21 protein-coding genes, 2 pseudogenes and 1 riboswitch are annotated in these 22189 nt (G+C 32.1%); of the genes and pseudogenes, 11 read left to right on the top strand and 12 right to left on the bottom strand.

Going from position 1 to position 22189, the window contains the following annotated elements; genetic code table 11:
• Positions 1-91: 91 nt before the first annotated feature.
• A complete protein-coding gene (locus AC1RRU_RS08115) occupies positions 92-325 on the bottom strand; it encodes a hypothetical protein (RefSeq protein WP_016931184.1) in 234 nt (77 codons plus the stop codon).
• Between the two features lie 447 nt (positions 326-772).
• On the opposite strand from AC1RRU_RS08115, the gene AC1RRU_RS08110 reads away from it, so the two are divergent.
• A complete protein-coding gene (locus AC1RRU_RS08110; RefSeq protein WP_016931185.1) occupies positions 773-1402 on the top strand; it encodes a LysE family translocator in 630 nt (209 codons plus the stop codon).
• Between the two features lie 23 nt (positions 1403-1425).
• Positions 1426-2004 carry a histidine phosphatase family protein gene (locus AC1RRU_RS08105; RefSeq protein ID WP_016931186.1) on the top strand — a complete coding sequence of 193 codons (579 nt, stop codon included), beginning with the start codon at positions 1426-1428 and terminating at the stop codon, positions 2002-2004.
• A gap of 99 nt (positions 2005-2103) precedes the next feature.
• On the opposite strand, the gene AC1RRU_RS08100 is transcribed toward AC1RRU_RS08105, so the two are convergent.
• The 4 genes from AC1RRU_RS08100 to AC1RRU_RS08085 all read right to left on the bottom strand — a co-directional run bounded on the left by AC1RRU_RS08100 (position 2104) and on the right by AC1RRU_RS08085 (position 6377).
• Positions 2104-2730 carry an NDxxF motif lipoprotein gene (locus AC1RRU_RS08100; RefSeq protein ID WP_016931187.1) on the bottom strand — a complete coding sequence of 209 codons (627 nt, stop codon included), beginning with the start codon at positions 2728-2730 and terminating at the stop codon, positions 2104-2106.
• 339 nt (positions 2731-3069) lie between these two features.
• A complete protein-coding gene (gene ahpF, locus AC1RRU_RS08095) occupies positions 3070-4593 on the bottom strand; it encodes an alkyl hydroperoxide reductase subunit F (protein WP_016931188.1) in 1524 nt (507 codons plus the stop codon).
• 14 nt (positions 4594-4607) lie between these two features.
• Complete coding sequence (gene ahpC / locus AC1RRU_RS08090; RefSeq protein ID WP_011276838.1) at positions 4608-5177, bottom strand: alkyl hydroperoxide reductase subunit C; 570 nt, start codon at positions 5175-5177, stop codon at positions 4608-4610.
• Between the two features lie 420 nt (positions 5178-5597).
• On the bottom strand, positions 5598-6377 hold the full coding sequence (locus tag AC1RRU_RS08085; protein WP_016931189.1) for a 2-keto-4-pentenoate hydratase: 780 nt from the start codon (positions 6375-6377) through the stop codon (positions 5598-5600).
• A gap of 157 nt (positions 6378-6534) precedes the next feature.
• Between AC1RRU_RS08085 and nfsA the strand changes: the two genes are divergently transcribed.
• Entirely contained in the window at positions 6535-7290 is a 756-nt protein-coding gene (nfsA, locus tag AC1RRU_RS08080) for an oxygen-insensitive NADPH nitroreductase (protein WP_016931190.1), read from the top strand.
• A gap of 83 nt (positions 7291-7373) precedes the next feature.
• On the opposite strand, the gene AC1RRU_RS08075 is transcribed toward nfsA, so the two are convergent.
• The 4 genes and pseudogenes from AC1RRU_RS08075 to AC1RRU_RS08060 all read right to left on the bottom strand — a co-directional run bounded on the left by AC1RRU_RS08075 (position 7374) and on the right by AC1RRU_RS08060 (position 11042).
• Positions 7374-8762: an L-cystine transporter gene (locus AC1RRU_RS08075; RefSeq protein WP_011276835.1), complete on the bottom strand. Its 1389-nt coding sequence runs from the start codon at positions 8760-8762 to the stop codon at positions 7374-7376.
• A gap of 439 nt (positions 8763-9201) precedes the next feature.
• Positions 9202-9700, bottom strand: a pseudogene (locus AC1RRU_RS08070) (DNA-binding protein); the annotation flags it as partial.
• A gap of 118 nt (positions 9701-9818) precedes the next feature.
• A complete protein-coding gene (locus tag AC1RRU_RS08065; protein ID WP_011276833.1) occupies positions 9819-10487 on the bottom strand; it encodes a hypothetical protein in 669 nt (222 codons plus the stop codon).
• Between the two features lie 147 nt (positions 10488-10634).
• Entirely contained in the window at positions 10635-11042 is a 408-nt protein-coding gene (locus tag AC1RRU_RS08060; protein ID WP_011276832.1) for a general stress protein, read from the bottom strand.
• A gap of 218 nt (positions 11043-11260) precedes the next feature.
• Positions 11261-11363: riboswitch (purine riboswitch) on the top strand.
• A gap of 257 nt (positions 11364-11620) precedes the next feature.
• Between AC1RRU_RS08060 and xpt the strand changes: the two genes are divergently transcribed.
• The 4 genes from xpt to guaA all read left to right on the top strand — a co-directional run bounded on the left by xpt (position 11621) and on the right by guaA (position 16687).
• Positions 11621-12202: a xanthine phosphoribosyltransferase gene (xpt, locus tag AC1RRU_RS08055; RefSeq protein WP_011276831.1), complete on the top strand. Its 582-nt coding sequence runs from the start codon at positions 11621-11623 to the stop codon at positions 12200-12202.
• Complete coding sequence (gene pbuX / locus AC1RRU_RS08050; protein WP_016931192.1) at positions 12199-13467, top strand: xanthine permease PbuX; 1269 nt, start codon at positions 12199-12201, stop codon at positions 13465-13467. The genes xpt and pbuX overlap by 4 nt, the downstream gene beginning before the upstream one ends.
• Positions 13468-13505: 38 nt before the next feature.
• Positions 13506-14972, top strand: a complete 1467-nt coding sequence (guaB, locus tag AC1RRU_RS08045; protein ID WP_011276829.1) for an IMP dehydrogenase — start codon at positions 13506-13508, stop codon at positions 14970-14972.
• A gap of 173 nt (positions 14973-15145) precedes the next feature.
• On the top strand, positions 15146-16687 hold the full coding sequence (gene guaA / locus AC1RRU_RS08040; RefSeq protein WP_011276828.1) for a glutamine-hydrolyzing GMP synthase: 1542 nt from the start codon (positions 15146-15148) through the stop codon (positions 16685-16687).
• Positions 16688-16852: 165 nt separating this feature from the next.
• On the opposite strand, the pseudogene AC1RRU_RS08035 reads toward guaA, so the two are convergent.
• The 3 genes and pseudogenes from AC1RRU_RS08035 to AC1RRU_RS08025 all read right to left on the bottom strand — a co-directional run bounded on the left by AC1RRU_RS08035 (position 16853) and on the right by AC1RRU_RS08025 (position 20486).
• Positions 16853-18068, bottom strand: a pseudogene (locus tag AC1RRU_RS08035) (tyrosine-type recombinase/integrase).
• Between the two features lie 834 nt (positions 18069-18902).
• Positions 18903-19070 carry a hypothetical protein gene (locus tag AC1RRU_RS08030; protein WP_016931195.1) on the bottom strand — a complete coding sequence of 56 codons (168 nt, stop codon included), beginning with the start codon at positions 19068-19070 and terminating at the stop codon, positions 18903-18905.
• Between the two features lie 195 nt (positions 19071-19265).
• The gene (locus tag AC1RRU_RS08025; RefSeq protein ID WP_256323091.1) at positions 19266-20486 is read right to left on the bottom strand and encodes an SAP domain-containing protein; all 1221 of its coding nucleotides are present in this window, start codon (positions 20484-20486) and stop codon (positions 19266-19268) included.
• A gap of 22 nt (positions 20487-20508) precedes the next feature.
• On the opposite strand from AC1RRU_RS08025, the gene AC1RRU_RS08020 reads away from it, so the two are divergent.
• The 4 genes from AC1RRU_RS08020 to AC1RRU_RS08005 are packed head-to-tail and all read left to right on the top strand — an operon-like array spanning position 20509 to position 22074.
• Entirely contained in the window at positions 20509-20661 is a 153-nt protein-coding gene (locus tag AC1RRU_RS08020; protein ID WP_016931197.1) for a hypothetical protein, read from the top strand.
• A gap of 54 nt (positions 20662-20715) precedes the next feature.
• Complete coding sequence (locus AC1RRU_RS08015; protein WP_011276820.1) at positions 20716-21165, top strand: PH domain-containing protein; 450 nt, start codon at positions 20716-20718, stop codon at positions 21163-21165.
• Positions 21162-21500, top strand: coding sequence for a helix-turn-helix transcriptional regulator (locus tag AC1RRU_RS08010; protein ID WP_011276819.1), 339 nt, complete (start codon positions 21162-21164; stop codon positions 21498-21500). Before AC1RRU_RS08015 ends, AC1RRU_RS08010 begins: the two co-directional genes overlap by 4 nt.
• A gap of 1 nt (position 21501) precedes the next feature.
• Positions 21502-22074: a terminase small subunit gene (locus AC1RRU_RS08005; RefSeq protein WP_011276818.1), complete on the top strand. Its 573-nt coding sequence runs from the start codon at positions 21502-21504 to the stop codon at positions 22072-22074.
• Positions 22075-22189 lie beyond the last annotated feature (115 nt).

The following is a 22189-nucleotide window of genomic DNA, read 5'->3' as shown; positions in this document are numbered from 1 at the left end:
AATAAAGAAGCCAGTAAATGAATTTGTTAAAACTCATTTACTGGCTATTTCTCTAGGGTTTATGTCCCAGACTCTTTGATTTAATGAAATTTTAATTAATTAAAGCCTGATTGTTATGAATATCTTCAAAATCATAGTTCTTTATAATCTCACATCCTAGTGGATGTCTACCATTATCAACGTGCCTATTAACTTCTTCTAATACTTCCAGAATTTCATACTCAGGCGTTTCAATTTTAAATGAATACCTAAATATATGTCCGTGATCCGATTTAACAGTTGCCATGAGTTCGTCGTTTACCATTTTATAACCTAGTAATTCCATTATTGATTCCCCCCCAATAAGTGTGATTACTTAGTTATAATGTAGCATGTAAAAATGCATGATGACAGTAATTTTACTTAAATGTTAATGATTATCATTTCACTTATCTTTTTGAGGGGTTATAGTTTAAAATTGGGCATAAAAAGAGGGTGACGTCGGGTTAAGGCGTCACCCAGGAGTATTATGTTCATGAATATAAAAGACTTTGTAGTTATTAATTAACTACACCCTAATACTATCATGTTACCTACCATAATGACAATAAAAAGTGTTTAAAATATAAAAAAATTTCGTTTAGTACTATTATTTGTAAAAAGTTATATTCAAGTTATTTTTTAAACTTAAAATGATTGTGTCGCCTATTAACATTTAAACTATCCGTAGGCTTACATATTTGTTTAAGTTATGGCATAATTTTTATAATATTTGATTGAAGAGGATGTATATATGGATGGCATAATAACGTTTATTACTATTACACTACTTATTATCATTGTACCTGGTCCAGACTTTTTGATTGTCATGAAAAACACAATCCATTCGGGCAAACTAAATGGTTCTATGGCAGCTTTAGGTATTACTTCTGCTCATATCATTTATTCATCGTTAGCTGTATTGGGGATTATATATATTCTTACAAGTTTATATTACGTATTTTTGATTATAAAAATACTAGGTGCATGTTATCTGATTTATCTTGGCGTACAAAGTATTCGTTCAGCTCGTCAGTCGATGAACTTTAATACGGGTGGTATTAAAGTCAATGATGTGAGTTGTTTTACCTCATATCGACAAGGCTTTCTAAGCACAATTTTGAATCCTAAAGCGTTACTTTATTATGTGAGTGTTTTACCACAATTTTTGTCAACTGGCGGAATTGAAGTGAAATCACAAGTAGCCATTTTATCTTTAGCAGTCATTATGGTTATCTTAATTTGGTTTTTATTCTGTGTACTTGTATTTCAATATATTAAATTATTATTCAGTCAGCCTAAAGTAAAAGCTATATTTGATTATACTGTAGGTTTTATTTTAATTGGATTATCAATTAATTTATTATTAAGCAAGAGTAGTTAAATTTCAGTAAAGGATTGTAGTATATGAAATTATATTTAGTGAGACATGGAGAATCACAATCAAATTATGATAATAAACATAATCGAGCTTATTTCTGTGGTCAATTAGATGTGCCATTAACCAAGAAAGGTATTGAAGGCGCAAAAAATTTGGAAAGCTACTTCAAAGACAAACGTATTGATCATGTTTATATATCTGATTTAACACGAACACAGGAAACCTATCGTTATATCTTTCCTTATGACATACCTTCTACTGTCACTTCATTGCTTCGAGAACGTTCTTTAGGCGTATTTGAAGGTGAGTATAAAGATAAGTTAATGCAAGATGCGCAATATCATCGTTACTTTAACGATCCTGAATATAAAGATTTTCGTCATAGTTTCACTCAAAAAGCGCCTAAGGGTGAAAGTTATAGAGATGTATATCATAGAGTTCATCAATTCTTTGAACAAATGAATATGAGTGACGATGAAACAATTGTAATCGTAGCACATCAAGTAGTTATTCGTTGTATATTTGCATATTTCAATGTAATTGGTGAAGAAGAAGCATTAGATTACAATGTCGAAAATTGTAAACCATACTTTTTAGAAGTGTAAAATGTATAATAACAATTAATTAACACGCAAAAATCCAAACCGCATATTTTAACGGTTTGGATTTTTATGTGCCTAGAAAAGTATGTCAGTCACAACGTTTTATTTATCTAAAACGTCAGATTTAATATTTTTATCGTCTAAGAATTTTTGAATTTTATCTTGTTGTTTACCATTTACATCACCTGCATAATGTGTAGGCACATCGACAACGTTAATTGTATTTTGTGGTTCATAATTAAGCTGCTCAATGCTCTTATCTACGTCTGCGATTGTGCTATTTAAGGCATGGAAATAATTAATAATACGCTCAGTGTTTTCCTTATACCCAGAAGGTAAGGTATTGTTTTTAACGAATTTTTTGAAATGTAAATCATTTTTAACAGCTAAGTTTGATAATTTGCTGAGCTTTTTAGCTTGTTTATCAGTGACTCTTGTTTGTCCTGTACTTTGTCGGTCAATTTGACTTTGCATCACGTATTTATTATCTAAAATATCGCTATTAACATCTAAATATTTTTTAATGGCTTTATTCATTTCATCTTCGCTAAGTTTTTGGTTCTCTTTATTTGAAGTGAAAATATCACTTTCTGTTAAATTTTTAGCGTGTTTTGGTGCATTGACGCCATTACTATGATGGTCTGTTGTATCATTATCATCCTCAGGTGCACAAGCACTTAATGTTAGTAATAATGATAAAAAGAGACCTATTAATATATTCTTCTTCATAGTTTTATAAATCTCCTTTATTAGTAACGCAACTATAATTTTACATAATAATAGATTATCATTTATCGAAAAATAATTGAACGTTAAGTACTTAAATTCATAGTCATCTATGAACAATTTGTGGCATTTATCGATTTATATATTTTGTTTTTAATTTAAAATAAAACATCTAGCAAAACAAGACCCTTATCTTTAGAATCAATAAGACAACCCTCACATAAAAAAACAGAGACGCTTGTAAGAAACGTCTCTGCTATATATGAAGATATTTGATAGGTTAAGTGTTTAATATGGATAAATGTGAAGTAAATAAACTTCTAAAATATCCTAAAAAGATTATTAGTTTCTAATGATATAATCAAATGCATTTAATGCCGCATTGGCACCTGCACCCATAGAAATAATAATTTGTTTATTTTTCTGATCGGTAACGTCACCAGCAGCAAATATACCTGGAACGTTTGTGTTGTTATTACGGTCAATAACAACTTCGCCACGGTTATTTAGTTCAACTGCATCACCAATCCAACTTGTGTTTGGAACTAGTCCGATTTGAACGAAGATACCATCTAAACTTAATTCTTTCATTTCGCCAGAATTTAAATCTTCATAGCTGATACCAGTTACATGATCTTCACCTAATACTTCAGCAGTTCTTGCATTAGTGTGGATATCTACGTTTGATAGTGAACGTAAACGATCTTGTAATACAGTGTCTGCTTTAAGTTCTGATGAATATTCGAATAAAGTAACATGTTTAACAATTCCTGCTAAGTCGATAGCAGCTTCAACACCAGAGTTTCCTCCGCCGATAACTGCAACGTCTTTGTTTTCAAATAAAGGACCATCACAGTGAGGGCAGAAAGCAACACCTTTATTGATTAAGCGATCTTCACCAGGAATGTTAAGTTTACGCCAGCTTGCACCTGTTGAAATAATAGCGGTCTTAGTTTCTAAAACTGCATTATTTTCAAGTGTTACACGAATAGCTTGGTCTGTCTTCTCGATATTAGTAGCACGGATGCCTGTCATTGTATCAATATCATATTCTTCAATATGAGCAGCTAAATTAGCTGAGAATTGAGAACCTGTTGTTTCTTTTACAGTGATAAAGTTTTCGATGCCAGCAGTATCATTAACTTGACCACCAATACGGTCAGCAATAATACCTGTACGTAATCCTTTACGAGCCGTATAAATTGCGGCACTACCACTAGCTGGACCACCACCGATGATTAAAACATCGTATGGATCTTTACCTTCGAATTCAGAAGCATCTTGGGTACTACCTAATTTAGTTAAGATATCTGAAATAGTCATACGTCCATTGCCGAATTCTTCACCATCTAAGAATACAGCTGGCACAGCCATGATATCTTCTGATTCTTCACGGAATACAGAACCATCAATCATTGTATGAGTGATATTAGGGTTAACAACGCTCATTAGATTTAATGCTTGAACAACGTCAGGACATTTTTGACATGTCAAACTAACGTAGGTTTCAAAGTTGTATTTACCTTCTAAACCTTTAATTTGATCAATAATTGATTGTTTCTCTTTAGGTGCACGACCACTTACTTGTAAAATTGCTAATACAAGTGAATTAAATTCATGACCTAATGGAATTCCGGCAAACGTTACGCCAGCTTCTTCATCAGGTTTGCTGACTGAGAAGCTTGGTGTACGTTTTAATTCTTTTTCTACGATTGTTATATGCTCAGACATTTCAGCGATTTCATCTAAAAGTTCTTTAAGTTCTTTAGATTTGTCGTCAGAACCGATACTAGCTCTGAATTCTACATCGCCTTCCATTAGTCCTAAAAGTTGTTGTAATTGTTGTTTTAAATCAGCATTAAGCATTCTTTAATGCCTCCTTAAATTTTACCTACTAAGTCTAATCCTGGTTGTAATGATTCAGAACCTTCTTCCCATTTAGCTGGGCATACTTCACCTGGATGTTGACGTACATATTGAGCGGCTTTGATTTTATTTACTAATGTGCTTGCGTCACGGCCAATACCATCTGCATTTATTTCAGCTGCTTGAACAACGCCGTCTGGATCAATGATGAAAGTACCACGTTGAGCTAGACCAGCTTCTTCATCTAATACATCAAAATTACGAGTGATTGTTTGAGAAGGGTCACCGATCATTTGATATTGGATTTTACTGATTGCATCTGAATGATCATGCCAAGCTTTGTGTACGAAATGAGTATCAGTTGATACTGAGAATACATTTACACCTAAGTCTTGTAACTTATCATATTGGTTTTGTAAATCTTCTAATTCAGTTGGGCATACGAATGAGAAGTCAGCTGGGTAGAAACATACTACGCTCCAAGAACCTTTTAAATCATCTTGGCTTACTTCTTTGAATTCGTCTTTTTTAGGATCATAAGCTTGCGCTATGAATGGTAGAATTTCTTTATTGATTAATGACATAACTTAAATTCCTCCTGATTATCATGAATATTAATTAGAACTACATAATAATTATTGCTTGTTTATAATAATTCTAATTTCTTAAGTATTATTATCACATGCTATTTCTTATTCGTCAACTTAATGCACTTATAACCATTAAAATGTTGATTTAACATTGTTCAAATAGGTTTTTTGAATCATATATTGAGAAAGTAAATATGTGTTAAAGTTTTAGTGTTTATTTTGAAAATGTTATTTTAAAAGTGCTTCTGAATATCAATTAACCTTTTCCATTCTCAACTAAACTTATTTTTTTGATAATAAATAATATGAATAATTAAAAAAACGGAATAGAAATCAACATTAATTATGAAGATTTCATATCCCGTTCAATAATGGCTAATGTATGGGTTGGTTCTTTATAACTTAAATAGTCAGTTAATCAATAACTTTAACTGTGACAGATCCTACTCTATCATAGTCAGCAGTATAAGTACCTTCTTCTAAATTTAAAGGAGAAATGAAGGTTCCAGAAGAAATAAATTGTCCTCTTTTTAATGATTTACCATGAGAATGTAATTTTTTGTTTAACCATTTTACTGATTCAATTGGATTGCCAAGCACTTCACTAGAGTGACCCGTTTCAATTTGGTTATCATCCTTGAATAACTTTAAATTAATATCAGCAAATGCCTCGTAATCAAGAGGTGTGATACGTTCACCAACCACAATAAGTCCAGTAGCTGTATTATCAGAAATTAAATCACCTAAAGTGAAATTTGGGAACCAATCTTTATAACGTGCATCTGGAATTTCGATGCCTGGTGCGATTTTTACGCTTTCTAATATCGTTTGTGTATCAGCATCTTCAGGTAAATCTGCAGTTAATTCGAAAATAATTTCAGGCTCCAATAATGGTGCAAATAACGTTGTAAGAGACACACCATGACCGTTTTCTACGACTTGATGAGATAAAATAGTACCGTATGCTGGTTCATTAGTATTAGCAATTGCTTGAGTTGCAGCACTCGTCATACTAACTTTATAACCTTTGACAGGTACATTCTTCTCGGCTTGAATTTGATGGATAAGATCATCTTGTGTTTTATAAGCTTCTGGTTCAGTTAGATTGTATGTTTTGCTTACAAATTCGATAGGTTCTTTTGAAATGTATGCTTGAAATAAAGCGTTTGATACTTCTTTGTTTGCTTGACTCATGATATCTCTCCTTAAATATCTGAAAATTGTTACTATTATGATAACTATAAAATTATTATCATGCAAATGTTTTACGGAAGATAGTTAAACCTTTATAAAAGCAAAATGAAATATAAATTGTTACGATGTAATAAATAGACTTGAAGGAGTAGATATCATGTCAGACTATGTTTACGATTTGATGAAAAAACACCACTCAGTGAGACAATTTAAAGATAAAGCACTAAGTGATGAAACAGTTCAAAAGTTAGTAGAAGCAGGGCAGAGCGCATCAACGTCTAGTTACTTACAAACATATTCAATTATAGGTGTAGATGATCCTGAAATTAAAAAACAATTGAAAGAAGTTTCAGGACAGCCATATGTTGTCGATAATGGATATTTATTTGTATTTGTTTTAGATTACTATCGTCATAATTTAATAAATGAAAATGTAGACTTTGATATGCAAACTTCTTTTGAATCGGCAGAAGGATTATTAGTAGGGGCTATAGATGTGGCATTAGTTTCTGAAAATGTTGCTTTAGCTGCTGAGGATATGGGTTATGGTATTGTTTACTTAGGTTCACTACGAAATGATGTTGCGCGTGTTAAAGAAATTTTAGATTTACCTGAATATGCTTTTCCATTATTTGGAATGGCTGTTGGCGAGCCAGCAGATGATGAAAATGGTGCACCTAAGCCACGTTTACCGTTTGAACATGTATTCCATAAAAACGCTTACAATAGCAATGCTAAAGAACAAAGAGAAGCTATTCAGAAATATGATGAGGAAATCAGTGAGTATTATAAAGAACGTACGAATGGAAAACGTCAAGAAACATGGTCACAACAAGTTGCTGGGTTCTTAAGTGGTAAAACACGTTTAGATATGTTGGAAGAGCTAAATAAATCTGGATTAATGAAAAAATAAGCTATTTATAAATAAAGCGTAGCTAATGATTACAATTGTTCGAAATAAACATTGTAATGTTTTAGCTACGCTTTTTTTAAATATTAATTTGTTGATAAATCTCCATATTCATTTGAATTGAATTTATCTTTATCCATATTACCTGTAAGTTTTGCAGTTCCAGTACCTGCTAATATTGAATCATTAACATTAAGGGCAGTACGTCCCATATCAATAATTGGTTCTATTGAAATAAGTACCCCTGCAAGTGCAACTGGTAGATTTAAAGTTGATAATACTAGGATAGATGCGAAAGTTGCACCACCGCCGACACCAGCTACACCAAATGAACTGATTATAACAACGCCAATTAATGTAAGAACAAATGGTAAATCAATATCTACATTTGCAACTGGTGCTACCATAATGGCTAACATAGCAGGATAAATACCCGCACAACCATTTTGACCTATTGATAAGCCGAATGATGCTGAGAAATTAGCGATACCATCTGGTACACCTAATCGTTGTGTTTGAGTTTGAATGTTTAAAGGTAATGCACCAGCACTTGAGCGAGAAGTAAATGCAAATATAAGCACTTCTAAAGTTTTCTTAACGTAACGCACTGGATTGATTCCCATTACTGCTAATAATATTAAATGGATAATGTACATTGTGATTAATGCTGCATAAGATGCAATCATAAATTTACCTAATGTCCATATCGCTTGAAAATCACTCGTAGCGATTGTAGATGCCATAATCGCGATGATACCATATGGTGTTAGTCTTAAAACGAATGTAACGATAGACATTACTAATGCGTATATAGCATCGATACCGCGTTTTAACAAACTACCACTTTCTGGTTGTTTGCGAGCAACACGTAAATATGCAAATCCTACAAAGATTGCAAAAATAACCACTGCAATTGTAGAAGTTGTTCTCTGACCAGTGAAATCTAAGAACGGATTGCTAGGTAATAATTCAAGAATTTGCTGTGGTAACGTATTAGCAGTCAGATCTTTGGCTTGGCTACTAATTTCGCTTCCTCTTGAGTTTTCTGCACTACCTAAATCAATGCTTGAGGCATCAAGTCCAAAGACAATGGCATAAAAAATTCCTACTATAGCGGCTATAGCTACAGTACCAATTAAAAACATAAAAATATAAGTACCAATTTTAGCGAATTTATCACCAATTTGTATTTTACTGAATGCTGACACAATTGAAATGAATATTAGTGGCATTACAATCATTTGTAACAAAGCCACATAGCCGTCTCCCACAATACTAAACCAGTCAGTAGTTGTTTCAAGTACTTTGGAGTTTGCTCCATAAATAAGATGTAACGCTATACCAAACACAATTCCCAATCCTAATGCGGTAAATACTCTTTTAGGGAATGAGACGTGCTTTTTAGCCATTATGAATAACCCAATTAAAAACAATATCATAACGACAATATTAATAACTGTAAAAAAAGTCCCCATAATTAGTCTCCTTTGAATATTCTAATTCCGACATACTTAATAAGGATAATACTATTTATTTTATATTTCAATAGGTTGAAATAAAAAGTATAAATTATAAGTTTTTGAAAACACACAATAGTTAATTGAATTAAAATAATTTAAAGATTTAAATCGTTAATCATATTAATATAGAAATGAAAAAAGGTGAGACAATGAATTCAAAATGAATTCTGTCTCACCTTTGTATAAAGAGTTAGTATTGCGACAAATAGGTCCTGTTATCAATCATTAAATAATTGAAGTCTTTATAAATTAAATAATCTCGCAAAGAAACCTTTCTTCTCATCATTAGGTCTATTAAGAGAAGATTGCGTTTTAATATCTTCTTTTAAAGTATCAATAGATTGTTGATTATTATCATTAATTTCTTTAACTAAATTATTTTTAGTGTATTCAGATTGCTCTTTTTGAGCTGTTTGGATGGCTTCTTGTGAATTTTGAATAGCTAATAATGATTGATTGTGAGTATCTAATTTTTCAGTGATTTGATTTTGAAGTTCTTTTAATTCCGTTTGTTGTTGGTGAACTTGGCTGATCATTTGACCGAGCATTTGACGTTCTTCACGCATTTTTTGAATTTCTGTGCGCAATTCTTCTACCAATTGTGTAGCACCTTGATCAGCAGGTAGTTGTTCATTATCTTCTTTGACAATCACTTGTAAGAAGTCTTTTTCTTTTTCAAGCTCTTCAAAAGCTAAATCATAGCTATTCGTTTGTTTTACTTTTTCAGCGATATCTTGGAAAAGTTCGATATCTTCTTCTTTAAAGTCAGTAGCTTCACGGCCACGATATTCTGTCTTACTAAGTTGATAGCCACGTTCTTCTAAGTGTTGGACTATCTTACGGACTTGTTTTTCACTTAGTTCGACACGCTGAGCGAATTCTTTGGTTAACATAGCTGAAAGTCCTTTCGTTCTTTGATTTATGTACACTGACGTTTGTCTTCTGTCAGTGAAACGTCAGTCTAACCTCAAATATTAGTTTAACCCTTTATATCGCTCATTTCAAGTGTTCCTAATGGGGTAGGCGTAAATTCATTTTGACTAATAAAGGATAAATAATATCTCGAGAAATGCCGTTAGCAAACACATATTTTAAAATGTAATTTGATTTAACACTTGCTGGGTAGATATCTTTTGTTAATTCTATATTTGATTTAATGAATAAGTCTACTTTAAAAGGCGAGTCGATTTTTGAATAGTTAGGATGTATATAATCAATTTCACTTTGTCGTTCAAAGCCGTTTGATAATAGTAATTGTTGACGTTGAGTTAAAACTTGTTGATTGATGTCTTTTAATGGATGATCCGTCTTAGGAACTTCCACCATTACAAAATTAATATCACGAGAATGAACTTTATTAGAAAGTTGATTTAATTGATGTTCTATTTCTTGAAGGGTATTAATTAGGACATCTTCATAATCTGGTGTATCATTGGCGATTAAATGTATTAAAAATGCCGAATTTGTTGTTGCTTCATAATGTGCCGTTGCTAAACTAATAATCTCATCATCTTGTATGCCCACAAGAAATGCGTAATCATTTTCGGTCTTATTATTTTTTAAGGATCTTTCAATAATATAGCTATCTTCATAGAAATTCACATCTGATTGTTGATTATAAAAAGTGATTGCCTTGTCATAATATTCATCTTTTATGGATTGAATTACGTGAAAATTCATTATGTCACCCCCACGATAGTTTGTTTAAGTATAGCATATTTAAACATTTTGACGTCATTGTTAAAAAGATATTGAGATTGAAAAAACCGTAAAATGAACTTAAAACTACGTTCATTTCACGGTCTCAAAGTTTAAAAAGAATATTGACTATGATTTAGGACCTTTAGATTCATTTGCATAATGTGTAATATCAATTTCTTCATAAGCTGAGTTGTTTTCCTCAACTTCGTCGTGTGAAGAGTTATCTTTGTTGGCAATTACTAAAAATTTACCATCTAAAATATCTTTTTTGTATTTTTCTGTTTGCTCTTCAGATAATTCATAACGAGCTAAAACGGCTTCTTCGCCATCCTCACCAGTTAATAATTTAGACATACGGTCACTAAAAGAACCACTTGTAGCAATTAAAGTAACTTGAGAATCATGTAAATTATCTAAATGTAATTTACTTTTACTTACAACGACTAATTCATTTTCTGAGTATCCTTCAGCTTTTTTCTTATCAATAACGTTATAAATCTCATCTTGCTTGTCTAATACGGTAAAGTCTGCCATATTAATCGCCCTCCATCTTTTCGTCCTACTTTTAGTAAAAATATACCCTTAAGAATATTTATAAAACTCAACTATAGTTATTATATAATTAATTAAGAACTGTTTACAAATAGTGATGAACAATATTTAGTTAAACGCTTACACTTGAAAAATATTATTATGAAAGGGCTTGTAACAATTTCTATCATATTGAAAATAAAGCAAAAGTTTGCTATTATCGTTAAATAATTTATATCACTCATATAATCTAAAGAATATGGCTTTAGAAGTTTCTACCATGTTGCCACAAACGACATGACTATGAGTTCAGACTCAATACATAAAAGAGCAAGTTTTATTTAAATAGCTATCTAGAATACTATATAAAAGTTGTTTAGCTTTGGAGGTTGTATATTTACCCACTTCATCCTATGAGGTAAAACAAATTTAAAATTATAAAGTGTTTGAAGAAGAATACATTTAAATATACGGCTTCTTGAAATTTCAAAATACTATGTATTGCCTGTACGCTCATGGATCCTGAAACTTTTTCGCAAAGTTTGAGGCTTTTTTTGTATACAAATTTAGGAGGTTTTGACGTGGAATCGCTTAGACAGAAAGTCAAAGAAGATGGCGTAGTAATTGACGAAAAAATATTGAAAGTGGATGGTTTTTTAAATCATCAAATCGATGCAAAATTGATGCATGAAGTAGGTAAAACATTTTATGAGCAATTTAAAGATAAAGGTGTCACAAAGATCTTGACAATCGAGGCTTCAGGCATTGCTCCAGCTATTATGGCATCTTTACATTTTGATGTTCCTTGTTTATTTGCTAAAAAGGCTAAACCAAGTACGTTGAAAGATGGCTTTTATAGTACCGATATTCATTCTTTTACAAAGAATAAAACAAGTACGGTTATTGTTTCGGAAGAATTTCTAAATGAGAATGATACGGTTTTAATTATTGATGATTTCTTAGCCAATGGTGATGCTTCACTTGGGTTATATGATATTGCGCAACAAGCTAAAGCTAAAACGGTTGGTATTGGTATTGTTGTTGAAAAGAGTTTCCAAGATGGTAGACAAAGATTAGAAGAGGCAGGTTTAAACGTTTCTTCATTATGTAAAGTGGCTTCATTAAAAGGAAACCAAGTTACACTACTAGGTGAAAATGAATGAAGACGTTCATTTTAAGTTTACAACACTTATTAGCAATGTATGCCGGAGCGATATTAGTACCAATTATTGTTGGTACCAGTCTTAAATTTACTCCGGAACAAATTGCGTATTTAGTCACAGTGGATGTTTTTATGTGTGGTGTAGCAACATTTTTACAAGCTAACAAAGTGACGGGTACAGGATTACCCATTGTGCTAGGATGTACATTTACTGCGGTAGCACCTATGATTTTAATCGGTCAAACGAAGGGCTTGGATGTGCTATATGGTTCATTATTTGTATCAGGTATTTTGGTTGTCATTATTGCACCATTCTTCTCTTATTTAGTTAAATTCTTTCCACCTGTCGTAACTGGAAGTGTGGTTACAATTATAGGAATTAACTTAATGCCAGTAGCAATGAATTATTTAGCTGGTGGAGAAGGTGCTAAAGACTATGGAAATCCTAAAAATTTAATTTTAGGAGGCGCTACTTTAGTCATTATTCTTATTTTACAAAGATTTACGAAGGGATTCTTAAAATCCATTGCGATTTTAATCGGACTAGTTGCAGGTACAATATTGGCAAATGTGCTTGGCTTAGTAGATGTTAAGCAAGTGGGAGAAGCCCATTGGTTAGGAATACCTCAACCATTTCGTTTTTCTGGTTTCGGTTTTGATTTAGGTGCGATACTTGTATTTACAATTGTAGCCATCGTAAGTTTAATAGAATCGACAGGTGTATATCATGCACTAAGTGAAATTACTGGTAAAAAGTTGGAAAGAAAAGATTTTCGTAAAGGTTACACTGCGGAAGGTCTTGCTATTGTATTAGGATCAATTTTTAACTCATTTCCTTATACGGCATACTCTCAAAATGTTGGACTAGTATCTTTATCAGGTGCTAAGAAAAACAATGTCATTTACGGCATGGTTATTCTACTTTTAATATGTGGTTGTATTCCTAAATTAGGTGCATTAGCTAATATCATCCCATTACCTGTATTAGGCGGTGCAATGATTGCAATGTTTGGTATGGTTATGGCTTATGGTGTTAGCATTTTAGGACATATTGATTTTAAAAATCAAAATAATTTACTAATTATTGCAGTATCCGTAGGTTTAGGTACAGGTATTAGTGCAGTACCTCAAGCATTTAAAGCGTTAGGTGAGCAATTTGCTTGGCTAACTCAAAATGGCATTGTACTAGGTGCTATTTCAGCAATTATTCTTAATTTCTTTTTTAATGGTCTAAAGTATAAACAAAGCGAAGAAAATGTGAAATAATAGAAATAACTATATAAAAAATGGAGGCTGTATTATCAATGTGGGAAAATAAGTTTGCTAAAGAATCTTTAACGTTTGACGATGTTTTATTAATTCCAGCTGCATCAGATGTGTTACCTAATGATGCGGATCTTAGTGTTGAATTATCAGAACGAATTAAATTAAATATTCCAGTTATATCAGCTGGTATGGATACAGTAACCGAGTCTAAAATGGCAATCGCAATGGCACGTCAAGGTGGTCTAGGTGTCATTCATAAGAATATGGGCATCGAAGAGCAAGCTGAAGAAGTTCAAAAAGTTAAACGCTCAGAAAACGGTGTAATTACAAATCCATTCTACTTAACCCCAGACGAAAGTGTGTATGAAGCAGAAGCTTTAATGGGTAAATATCGTATTTCAGGTGTACCAATTGTTAGTGATAAAGAATCAAGAGAGCTAGTGGGTATTCTAACTAATCGTGATTTACGTTTTATTGAAGACTTTTCAATCAAAATTTCTGACGTTATGACTAAAGAAAACTTAATTACAGCTCCTGTAGGCACTACATTAGATGAAGCCGAAACAATTCTTCAAGAACACAAAATTGAAAAACTACCTTTAGTTGAAAATGGTCGTTTAGAAGGTTTAATTACAATTAAAGATATTGAAAAAGTGCTTGAATTCCCTCATGCAGCGAAAGATGCGCATGGACGTTTACTAGCTGCTGCAGCTATCGGTACATCTAAAGATACAGAAATTCGTGCTCAAAAATTAGTCGAAGCTGGCGTAGATGCATTAATTATCGATACAGCACATGGTCACTCTAGTGGTGTTATTCAAGAAGTTAAAAAAATGAAAGAAAAATATCCTGAGATTACAATCGTAGCTGGTAACGTAGCAACTGCTGAAGCTACACGTGCATTGTTTGAAGCTGGTGCTGACGTCGTTAAAGTTGGTATTGGACCAGGATCAATTTGTACAACACGTGTCGTAGCTGGTGTAGGTGTGCCTCAAATTACTGCGATTTATGATTGTGCTACTGAAGCTCGTAAATTTGGTAAAGCAATCATAGCGGATGGTGGTATTAAATTCTCTGGTGATATTATTAAAGCATTAGCTGCCGGTGGACATGCAGTAATGTTAGGAAGCTTATTAGCTGGTACTGAAGAAAGCCCAGGCGCAACTGAAGTATTCCAAGGCAGACAATATAAAGTTTATCGTGGTATGGGTTCTTTAGGCGCTATGGAAAAAGGGTCAAACGACCGTTACTTCCAAGAAGACAAAACGCCTAGAAAATTTGTCCCTGAAGGTATTGAAGGACGTACTGCATATAAAGGTCCTTTACAAGATACAATTTATCAACTTATGGGTGGCGTAAGAGCTGGTATGGGTTATACAGGTTCACCTGATTTAAAAACACTACGTGATGAAGCACAATTCACACGTATGGGCCCTGCTGGTTTAGCAGAAAGCCATCCACATAACGTACAAATTACAAAAGAATCACCAAACTATTCATTTTAATTTAAATCAAGTGTGATGAAGTCAATTTGTTAGAAAGAATGGGGAGCATTTTTCATTTTAAATGTGATTGTCATAGAGGTTGTTCACTTTTAAGAAGAATCTAAAAGCAATGCATTATGGGAAGTGTCTCTCTATTATTTACATAAAATTCAATTAAAAGGAGATTCACAATTATGGAAATGGCTCAAGAGCAAGAGTTGATTCTTGTCTTAGACTTTGGTAGTCAGTACAATCAATTGATTACGCGTCGTATTCGTGAAATGGGCGTATACAGTGAATTACATGATCACGAAATTTCGGTTGATGAAATTAAACGTATGAATCCTAAAGGTATTATTCTTTCAGGTGGTCCGAATTCAGTATATGAGGAAGGTTCATTCACTATCGACCCTGAAATTTATAATTTAGGCATTCCTGTACTAGGTATTTGTTATGGTATGCAGTTGACGACTAAACTTTTAGGCGGAAAAGTTGAGCGCGCTAATGAACGTGAGTATGGTAAAGCAATTATTAATGCAAAATCAGATGAGTTATTCTTTGGATTACCAGCTGAACAAACTGTATGGATGAGTCATTCTGATAAAGTAATTGAAATTCCAGACGGATTTGAAGTGATTGCAGATAGTCCAAGTACAAATTATGCGGCAATTGAAGATAAGAAACGTCGTATTTACGGTGTCCAATTCCATCCTGAAGTACGTCATACAGAATATGGTAATGATTTATTAAGAAACTTCGTACGCCGTGTGTGTGAATGCACAGGCGAATGGACAATGGAAAACTTTATCGATATAGAAGTTGAAAAAATCCGTAAACGCGTTGGAGATCGCAAAGTATTATGTGCGATGAGCGGGGGCGTAGACTCATCAGTTGTAGCTGTCTTATTACATAAAGCGATTGGCGATCAATTGACATGTATCTTTGTTGACCATGGTTTGCTTCGTAAAGGCGAAGGTGACATGGTTATGGAACAATTCGGTGAAGGTTTCGACATGAATATTATCCGTGTGAATGCACAGGAACGTTTCATGGATAAATTAAAAGGTGTATCTGATCCAGAACAAAAACGTAAAATTATTGGTAATGAATTTGTATATGTGTTTGATGATGAAGCGGCAAAATTAACTGACGTTGATTTCTTAGCACAAGGTACACTTTATACTGACGTCATCGAATCAGGTACTAAAACTGCACAAACTATCAAATCTCACCATAACGTAGGTGGATTACCTGAAGATATGGAATTTGAACTTATTGAGCCGATTAACACGTTATTTAAAGATGAAGTGCGTGCATTAGGTATAGAATTAGGCATTCCTGAACATTTAGTATGGAGACAGCCTTTCCCAGGTCCAGGTTTAGGAATCCGTGTATTAGGTGAAATTACTGAAGATAAATTAGAAATCGTACGAGAATCAGATGCGATTTTACGTGAAGTTGTGCGTGAGGAAGGTCTTGAAAGAGACATTTGGCAATACTTCACAGTACTTCCTGGCATTCAATCTGTAGGTGTTATGGGAGACTATCGTACGTATGATCATACTGTAGGTATTCGTGCAGTTACATCTATTGACGGTATGACAAGTGACTTCGCCCGCATTGATTGGGAAGTCCTACAAAAAATCTCAAGCCGTATCGTAAATGAAGTAGATCACGTTAACCGCGTAGTCTATGACATCACTTCTAAGCCACCAAGCACTATAGAGTGGGAATAGAATATATAAATTATAAAACCCTTTAACCACAATGGTTAGAGGGTTGTTTTTGTAATTCGTAAATTCAAAAAAGGGCATATAAAGGGCATAATGTGGAAGTTTTTGAATTTGTGTATAAAAGAAGAGATAATCATCAGTGGTTTTAGGATTTTTTATACATAGTTTTTAACTCCTTATCTTCTCCAATTTATTCATCATATCTTTATCCATTTGCTCAGTAACATGACTATATATCTGTAATGTGGTTTTATGGTCTGTATGACCTACACGTTCCATAATCGCACGCAGTGAAACACCTAATTGCGATAGTAATGAGATATGGCTATGACGCATGGTGTGACTTGTCACATGCTTTTCTATTCCTATATTTTGAGCAGCTATTTGTATGTTCCTATTAATTGATGTAAGAGGTAAAGGGTTGCCTCTATGACTTGTGAATATAAAGCCCCTATCCACATACATAATTTCCCATTGAACAGCTTTCTTATTTTCTAACATAACCCTACGTAAAATGTCACAACTTCTAGTAGTTAAAGATATAGTACGATAAGATGACGCTGTTTTTGTGGTATCTTTGAAACCTACTTTGTTACCATCTTTGCGCCAGTGTATAGTGCCGTCAATAACAAGCTTCTTATTTTCAAAATCAATATTATCGGGTTGAATTGCTAGGAGTTCGCCAATACGCATACCATTTAATACTTGAAATTCAACTATGTAAGCAGTAAACAAGTATGACCTTTTCATATAGCTAGCACGCTTTTTTATTCGCTATACGATTTAATTCTTCAACGATAGCCAGAACTTCAGCCATTTCTAAATAATTTTCACGTTTAGCTTTAACTTCTTCTCTTGTAGTCGCTTTTTTAGGCATAACAACATCATCTATGTATGATATATCAGTGATGTTATATTTCTTTTGAGCATAACGGAGTATATTTTTGATGATACTTAAATCATCTTTAACTAATTTATGACTTAGTCCATCTTTTAACGAGGAGTTAATTAAATCTTGTATAACATCAGCATTCATATTTTCAACAAGAATATCCTTGTCTATGTTTCTTTTGATGTGAGCCACTTTATAGCTTTTAGTGGTAATGGTGGACTGTTTAGATCCAGATGTTAGCTTATAACGCTCAAACCACTCATCACATGCAGCATGAAAAGTTAGCGTTTTTAGGTTAGTAGGTGTCTTATCATTTAACTTAGCCTCTATACGCTCGTTTAAGCGTTTCTGAGCCTCTTTCTGTGATTGCTTACCATTCTTATTAAGCACAACGCTAGTACGTCGCCATTTATTTGTGAGTGGGTCTTTATACTTCTCATAATAGCGATATTTAGTTTCACCATGTTTATTAGTAAATTTCTCATGCCACATGTAATCACCTCCAAAAATTTTAAAAAAGTACGTGAAGATACCCTAGTATTAAGTATTTGTTCTATAACATTGAGTTCTAATCGATTAGGAAGATGTTTATTTAAGTACTATACTCCATCTAATTCGTCAGAGATATTTCTAAGTATTTTTCCTACTTGATAAGTATTTATATCTTTCGGTAAAGAATGTTTAAAATAGTTATTGTTATTAGTTTCAACTTCATAAGTAATTTTCTTTAGTTTTATTTTGCAATTTAAAATTCTCAAATATATTCTCCTTAATAAAATTTTTGTCTTCTATTTAAAGTTATATAGCATTATTAAGATGATTATTATACATATACCATACAATATACTCCAGATAGAATAAGTTTTTGTAGTGATGCTACCATCTGTTTTTATAAACATATAAACGTTATATAAGAACAATATTAAGCATATGCACCATAAAATCATAAGACAGTTTATAACGATAATCACTTTTTATGCCTCCCGTATATTTAGAGCCATTAAGATGATGCTAATTAAAATGGTCCAATTCATAAACGCTTAATGGTTCAAGTATAGTTATTCAAATATTGTAATGCTGTATTACACTCCTAAATAGTTTGAAGATATATAATTTATAAGATATCCCATCAAACATAGCACCCCGATGGCTAATATAAGCGCCGAGATAGTCCTACAATTATTCTTATAATACAAACCCTCGTTTTGTGCTAAAAAGAAACTTAGTACATATAATATGATGCTGATCAAAAATAAAACTATGATAAATATTAGCATAGCAACCTCCTTTTAAATGATTACAGTTGATAAGAAATTACTTTTAGAACTATGTATCTAATTGTTTAGCAATTTCTTCTAATGTGTATCTAATTTCTTTTAAAGTACGATTTTCTGAAAATGTATAAGTAAAAGTTTTCCCATTATTTGTTTTTGCAGTAACAGTATATAAATCACTACCATATTCATAGCTTATTTTATAGTTTAAAATTTCCATAATAAAATCCCCTTTTTTATTTAAAGATTTTTATACAGATATATAACCCCCAAAATTTATTACCTTTTATATTCATTTTTCTATGGTGTATTAGACATTGTTCGATAGAACCACCACCTTAATTATTTTTGTTGTGCCATATGTGTAAGAGCCTTCTAAAAATTATATTTTGTTATTCTTAGTTCCTTATCCTTTTTAATTTTTTTTTAAAATATAGTTTATAGTTGGAAGATTATTTAAAGTAATATTTTTATTATTATAAATTTGAGCAAATAGTAATTCACAGATATCATCACAAAAGTTTTTATCTGTATCTTCGAAAGAATTAACATCTTCATAGAATAAGTTTTTAAATAAACTTCTGCTAACATTGTCAATAAATAGCATGTTTTCATAGTATTCAAGATGATAATTAAAATATATAAATAATCTATCTATAATGTTCTCTTTACCAGAGTATAAGAACGCTGCTGAATGAATACCTTGTGCTACTGATAAATAAGTAGAATAATTAGTATACTTTCTTATAACGTTTTTATTTTTATTAGTCTTTTTATAGTAAAACACTAAATTATTTATGATGTTTGCTGTTCTGTGATCCGAATTTTTTGATTTTTGATTTTGTTTTAATAAATACAAATAAATATACTCTATTTTATCATCTACATTTAATACTTCTTTTGCAATTTTATGTGCTGAACCTAATGAAATAATTGGGCTGTTATAAAAGTGTAAAATATATTCCGTTTCGCCAATTATTTCATCCCCCTTTGAAGTTGGAACATATACTTGTGGCAATTCAATTGCATTTTCATCTATATTAGTTTTGACTCTTTCTATCAATTCTGGCTTATTTCCACCTAATTTGAGTTTATATTCTTTTAATATATCTTTTAACTCAGGAACTTTAAGATAAGGTAAAGAAACATCAAAATTCGATTTTATATCTAGAAAACCTAAGTTGATCAATTTATTTAGAATTTTATCTACATTAATTTGATTTTCTAACAAATAAAAATGATTTTTAACTTCTTTGCCAACTTTTCTGTTTTTATTTAAATGTAATATTAAAATATCGTTAGCATTTAAATCAGAATTATGAATGTTGTTGTTATTATCATCTTTAACTTCTGAAACTAAGACTTTATTATGTTTTTGAATATTTTCATTCAAATTTATTTTGTTTTTATTTGATGTATTAGTTTTACTGTTTGTTATTGGATTTGTCTGTTTTACTTTTTTACTATTATTGATTTCAGTATCATGTGGGACATTATCCTTCTTAATATGACTATTCGATTGAACGTTATTTAATCGAGTTGTTTCAGAATTAGATATATTTTTGTGATTATTATTGGATTTATTACTTTTATAATCTAAGTTCTTATGATTAAACAATTTAGATAAGGTTAGCAATTATCTTTTAACAGAAACAACATTGTCGGCAGAAGAAACTCAAAAAGTATTAGATTTAGTAGAAGAACAATTTTCTCAAAACATTCAACAGCAACGAAAAGATGAACTAACTCAACAGTCACAAAGAGAGAGAAAACTTATGAAAATGTTTGAAGAAAATCGCATAGTTAAATAATAAATATCTTGCCTATCCTTAGTGGTAGGCTCATTTTATTTGTGAGGTGCATACATGAACCTTAAAAGAGTGAAATATCCACTAATCTATCATGAAAATAAAATATCTGAGTACACATTGCTAACGGAATATAATCCTAAGTTTATCAATACTAAAATTAAGGCTATCACTATGCAAATAGAGATGATGTATCACTTAAACATCTCCCGCATGACTACTAGTGAAGTTCATGGCGTTGTATCAATATCCTATCCACTAGAAAAGTTAGCGATTGATATTATTGATGAAAAAGAAAAATTGAATTGTTTCAAAACAAAATCGAATAGAAACATGCAGCAATTAAAACAAGTTATTAAGCGATATACACCAGGTGAACAAAAAGAAATCATGTATTATATGCAGTCCAATGGTTCGACAATAGATTATGACCTCATAGAACGCCTGCAACGTGATTTATACAAGCTAAGACATGCAAATAAACAGAAAGTAAGTGTAAGGGCATGAGTTACGACAGAGAGGCTATTAAGCAGTTTATATGTGACTACTCAAAAGAGAACCATGATACTACATATAATGATAAAAATACCAATATAGATGATTTCTTTTCACTGAGTGATGAAGTCGAACCCTTTGAACTAAGTGAGAATACTAGTAATCAAGTGTTCTTCAATGAACTAGATCAGTTAATTTATACAGTAGGGACTAGAAGGGAATACTACATATTTTTCTTACTATGTGAAGGGAAATCTATAAATGAAATTGCAAAGATATTTGAGTTAAGTAGAGAAAGAATACGTCAACTATTGAATAGTTTATTAGACAAATTAGAGGAGGGATAACATGAGTGATTTAAACCCTAGACAAGAAAAGTTTATATCTGAATACCTAAAGACGTTGAATGTAACACAAAGTGCAATTAAGGCTGGTTATAGTCCTCATACTGCAAGTGTACAAGGTAGTAGATTGCTAAAGAATGAAAAAGTGGCTAAGTACATTGAAGAGCAACGTAAGAAAGTGATTGATGAGGGCGTACTATCAGCTAACGAACTACTTCATATCCTAAGCAATGCAGCAGTAGGTGATGAAAGTGAAGTGAGAGAGGTCGTTGTTAAGCGTGGTGAGTTTCAACGCAATCCCGATACTGACAGAATGAACCTAGTTTATAACGAACATGTAGAAATGGTAGAAGTACCTATTAAGCCTAGTGACCGTTTACGTGCTAGGGATATGTTAGGTAAGTATCATAAGCTATTTATTGACAAGAAAGAGTTATCTACGGACACACCAATTTTCATTAATATAGGTGAGTGGCCGGAAGATGAGGAAGAAGAAAAACGGAAAGCATTAGATGAACTACATGAGCAACACCCTAACAGAACAATGATTATTGATGATGTACCATTAGAGGACTGAGAACCATGTGTGATACTGCTGATAAATTAAATATGATTAGCATTGAAGATATGTATAACAGAGCGATGGCGATAAAGAAATGTTCCGTCATCTATTACGATGATCTTATGAATGA

The organism is Staphylococcus sp. GW821-FHT11H10 (assembly GCF_058807855.1).
The sequence above is the reverse complement of the archived record's forward strand: the minus strand, read 5'-3'. Positions and strand labels throughout refer to the sequence as shown.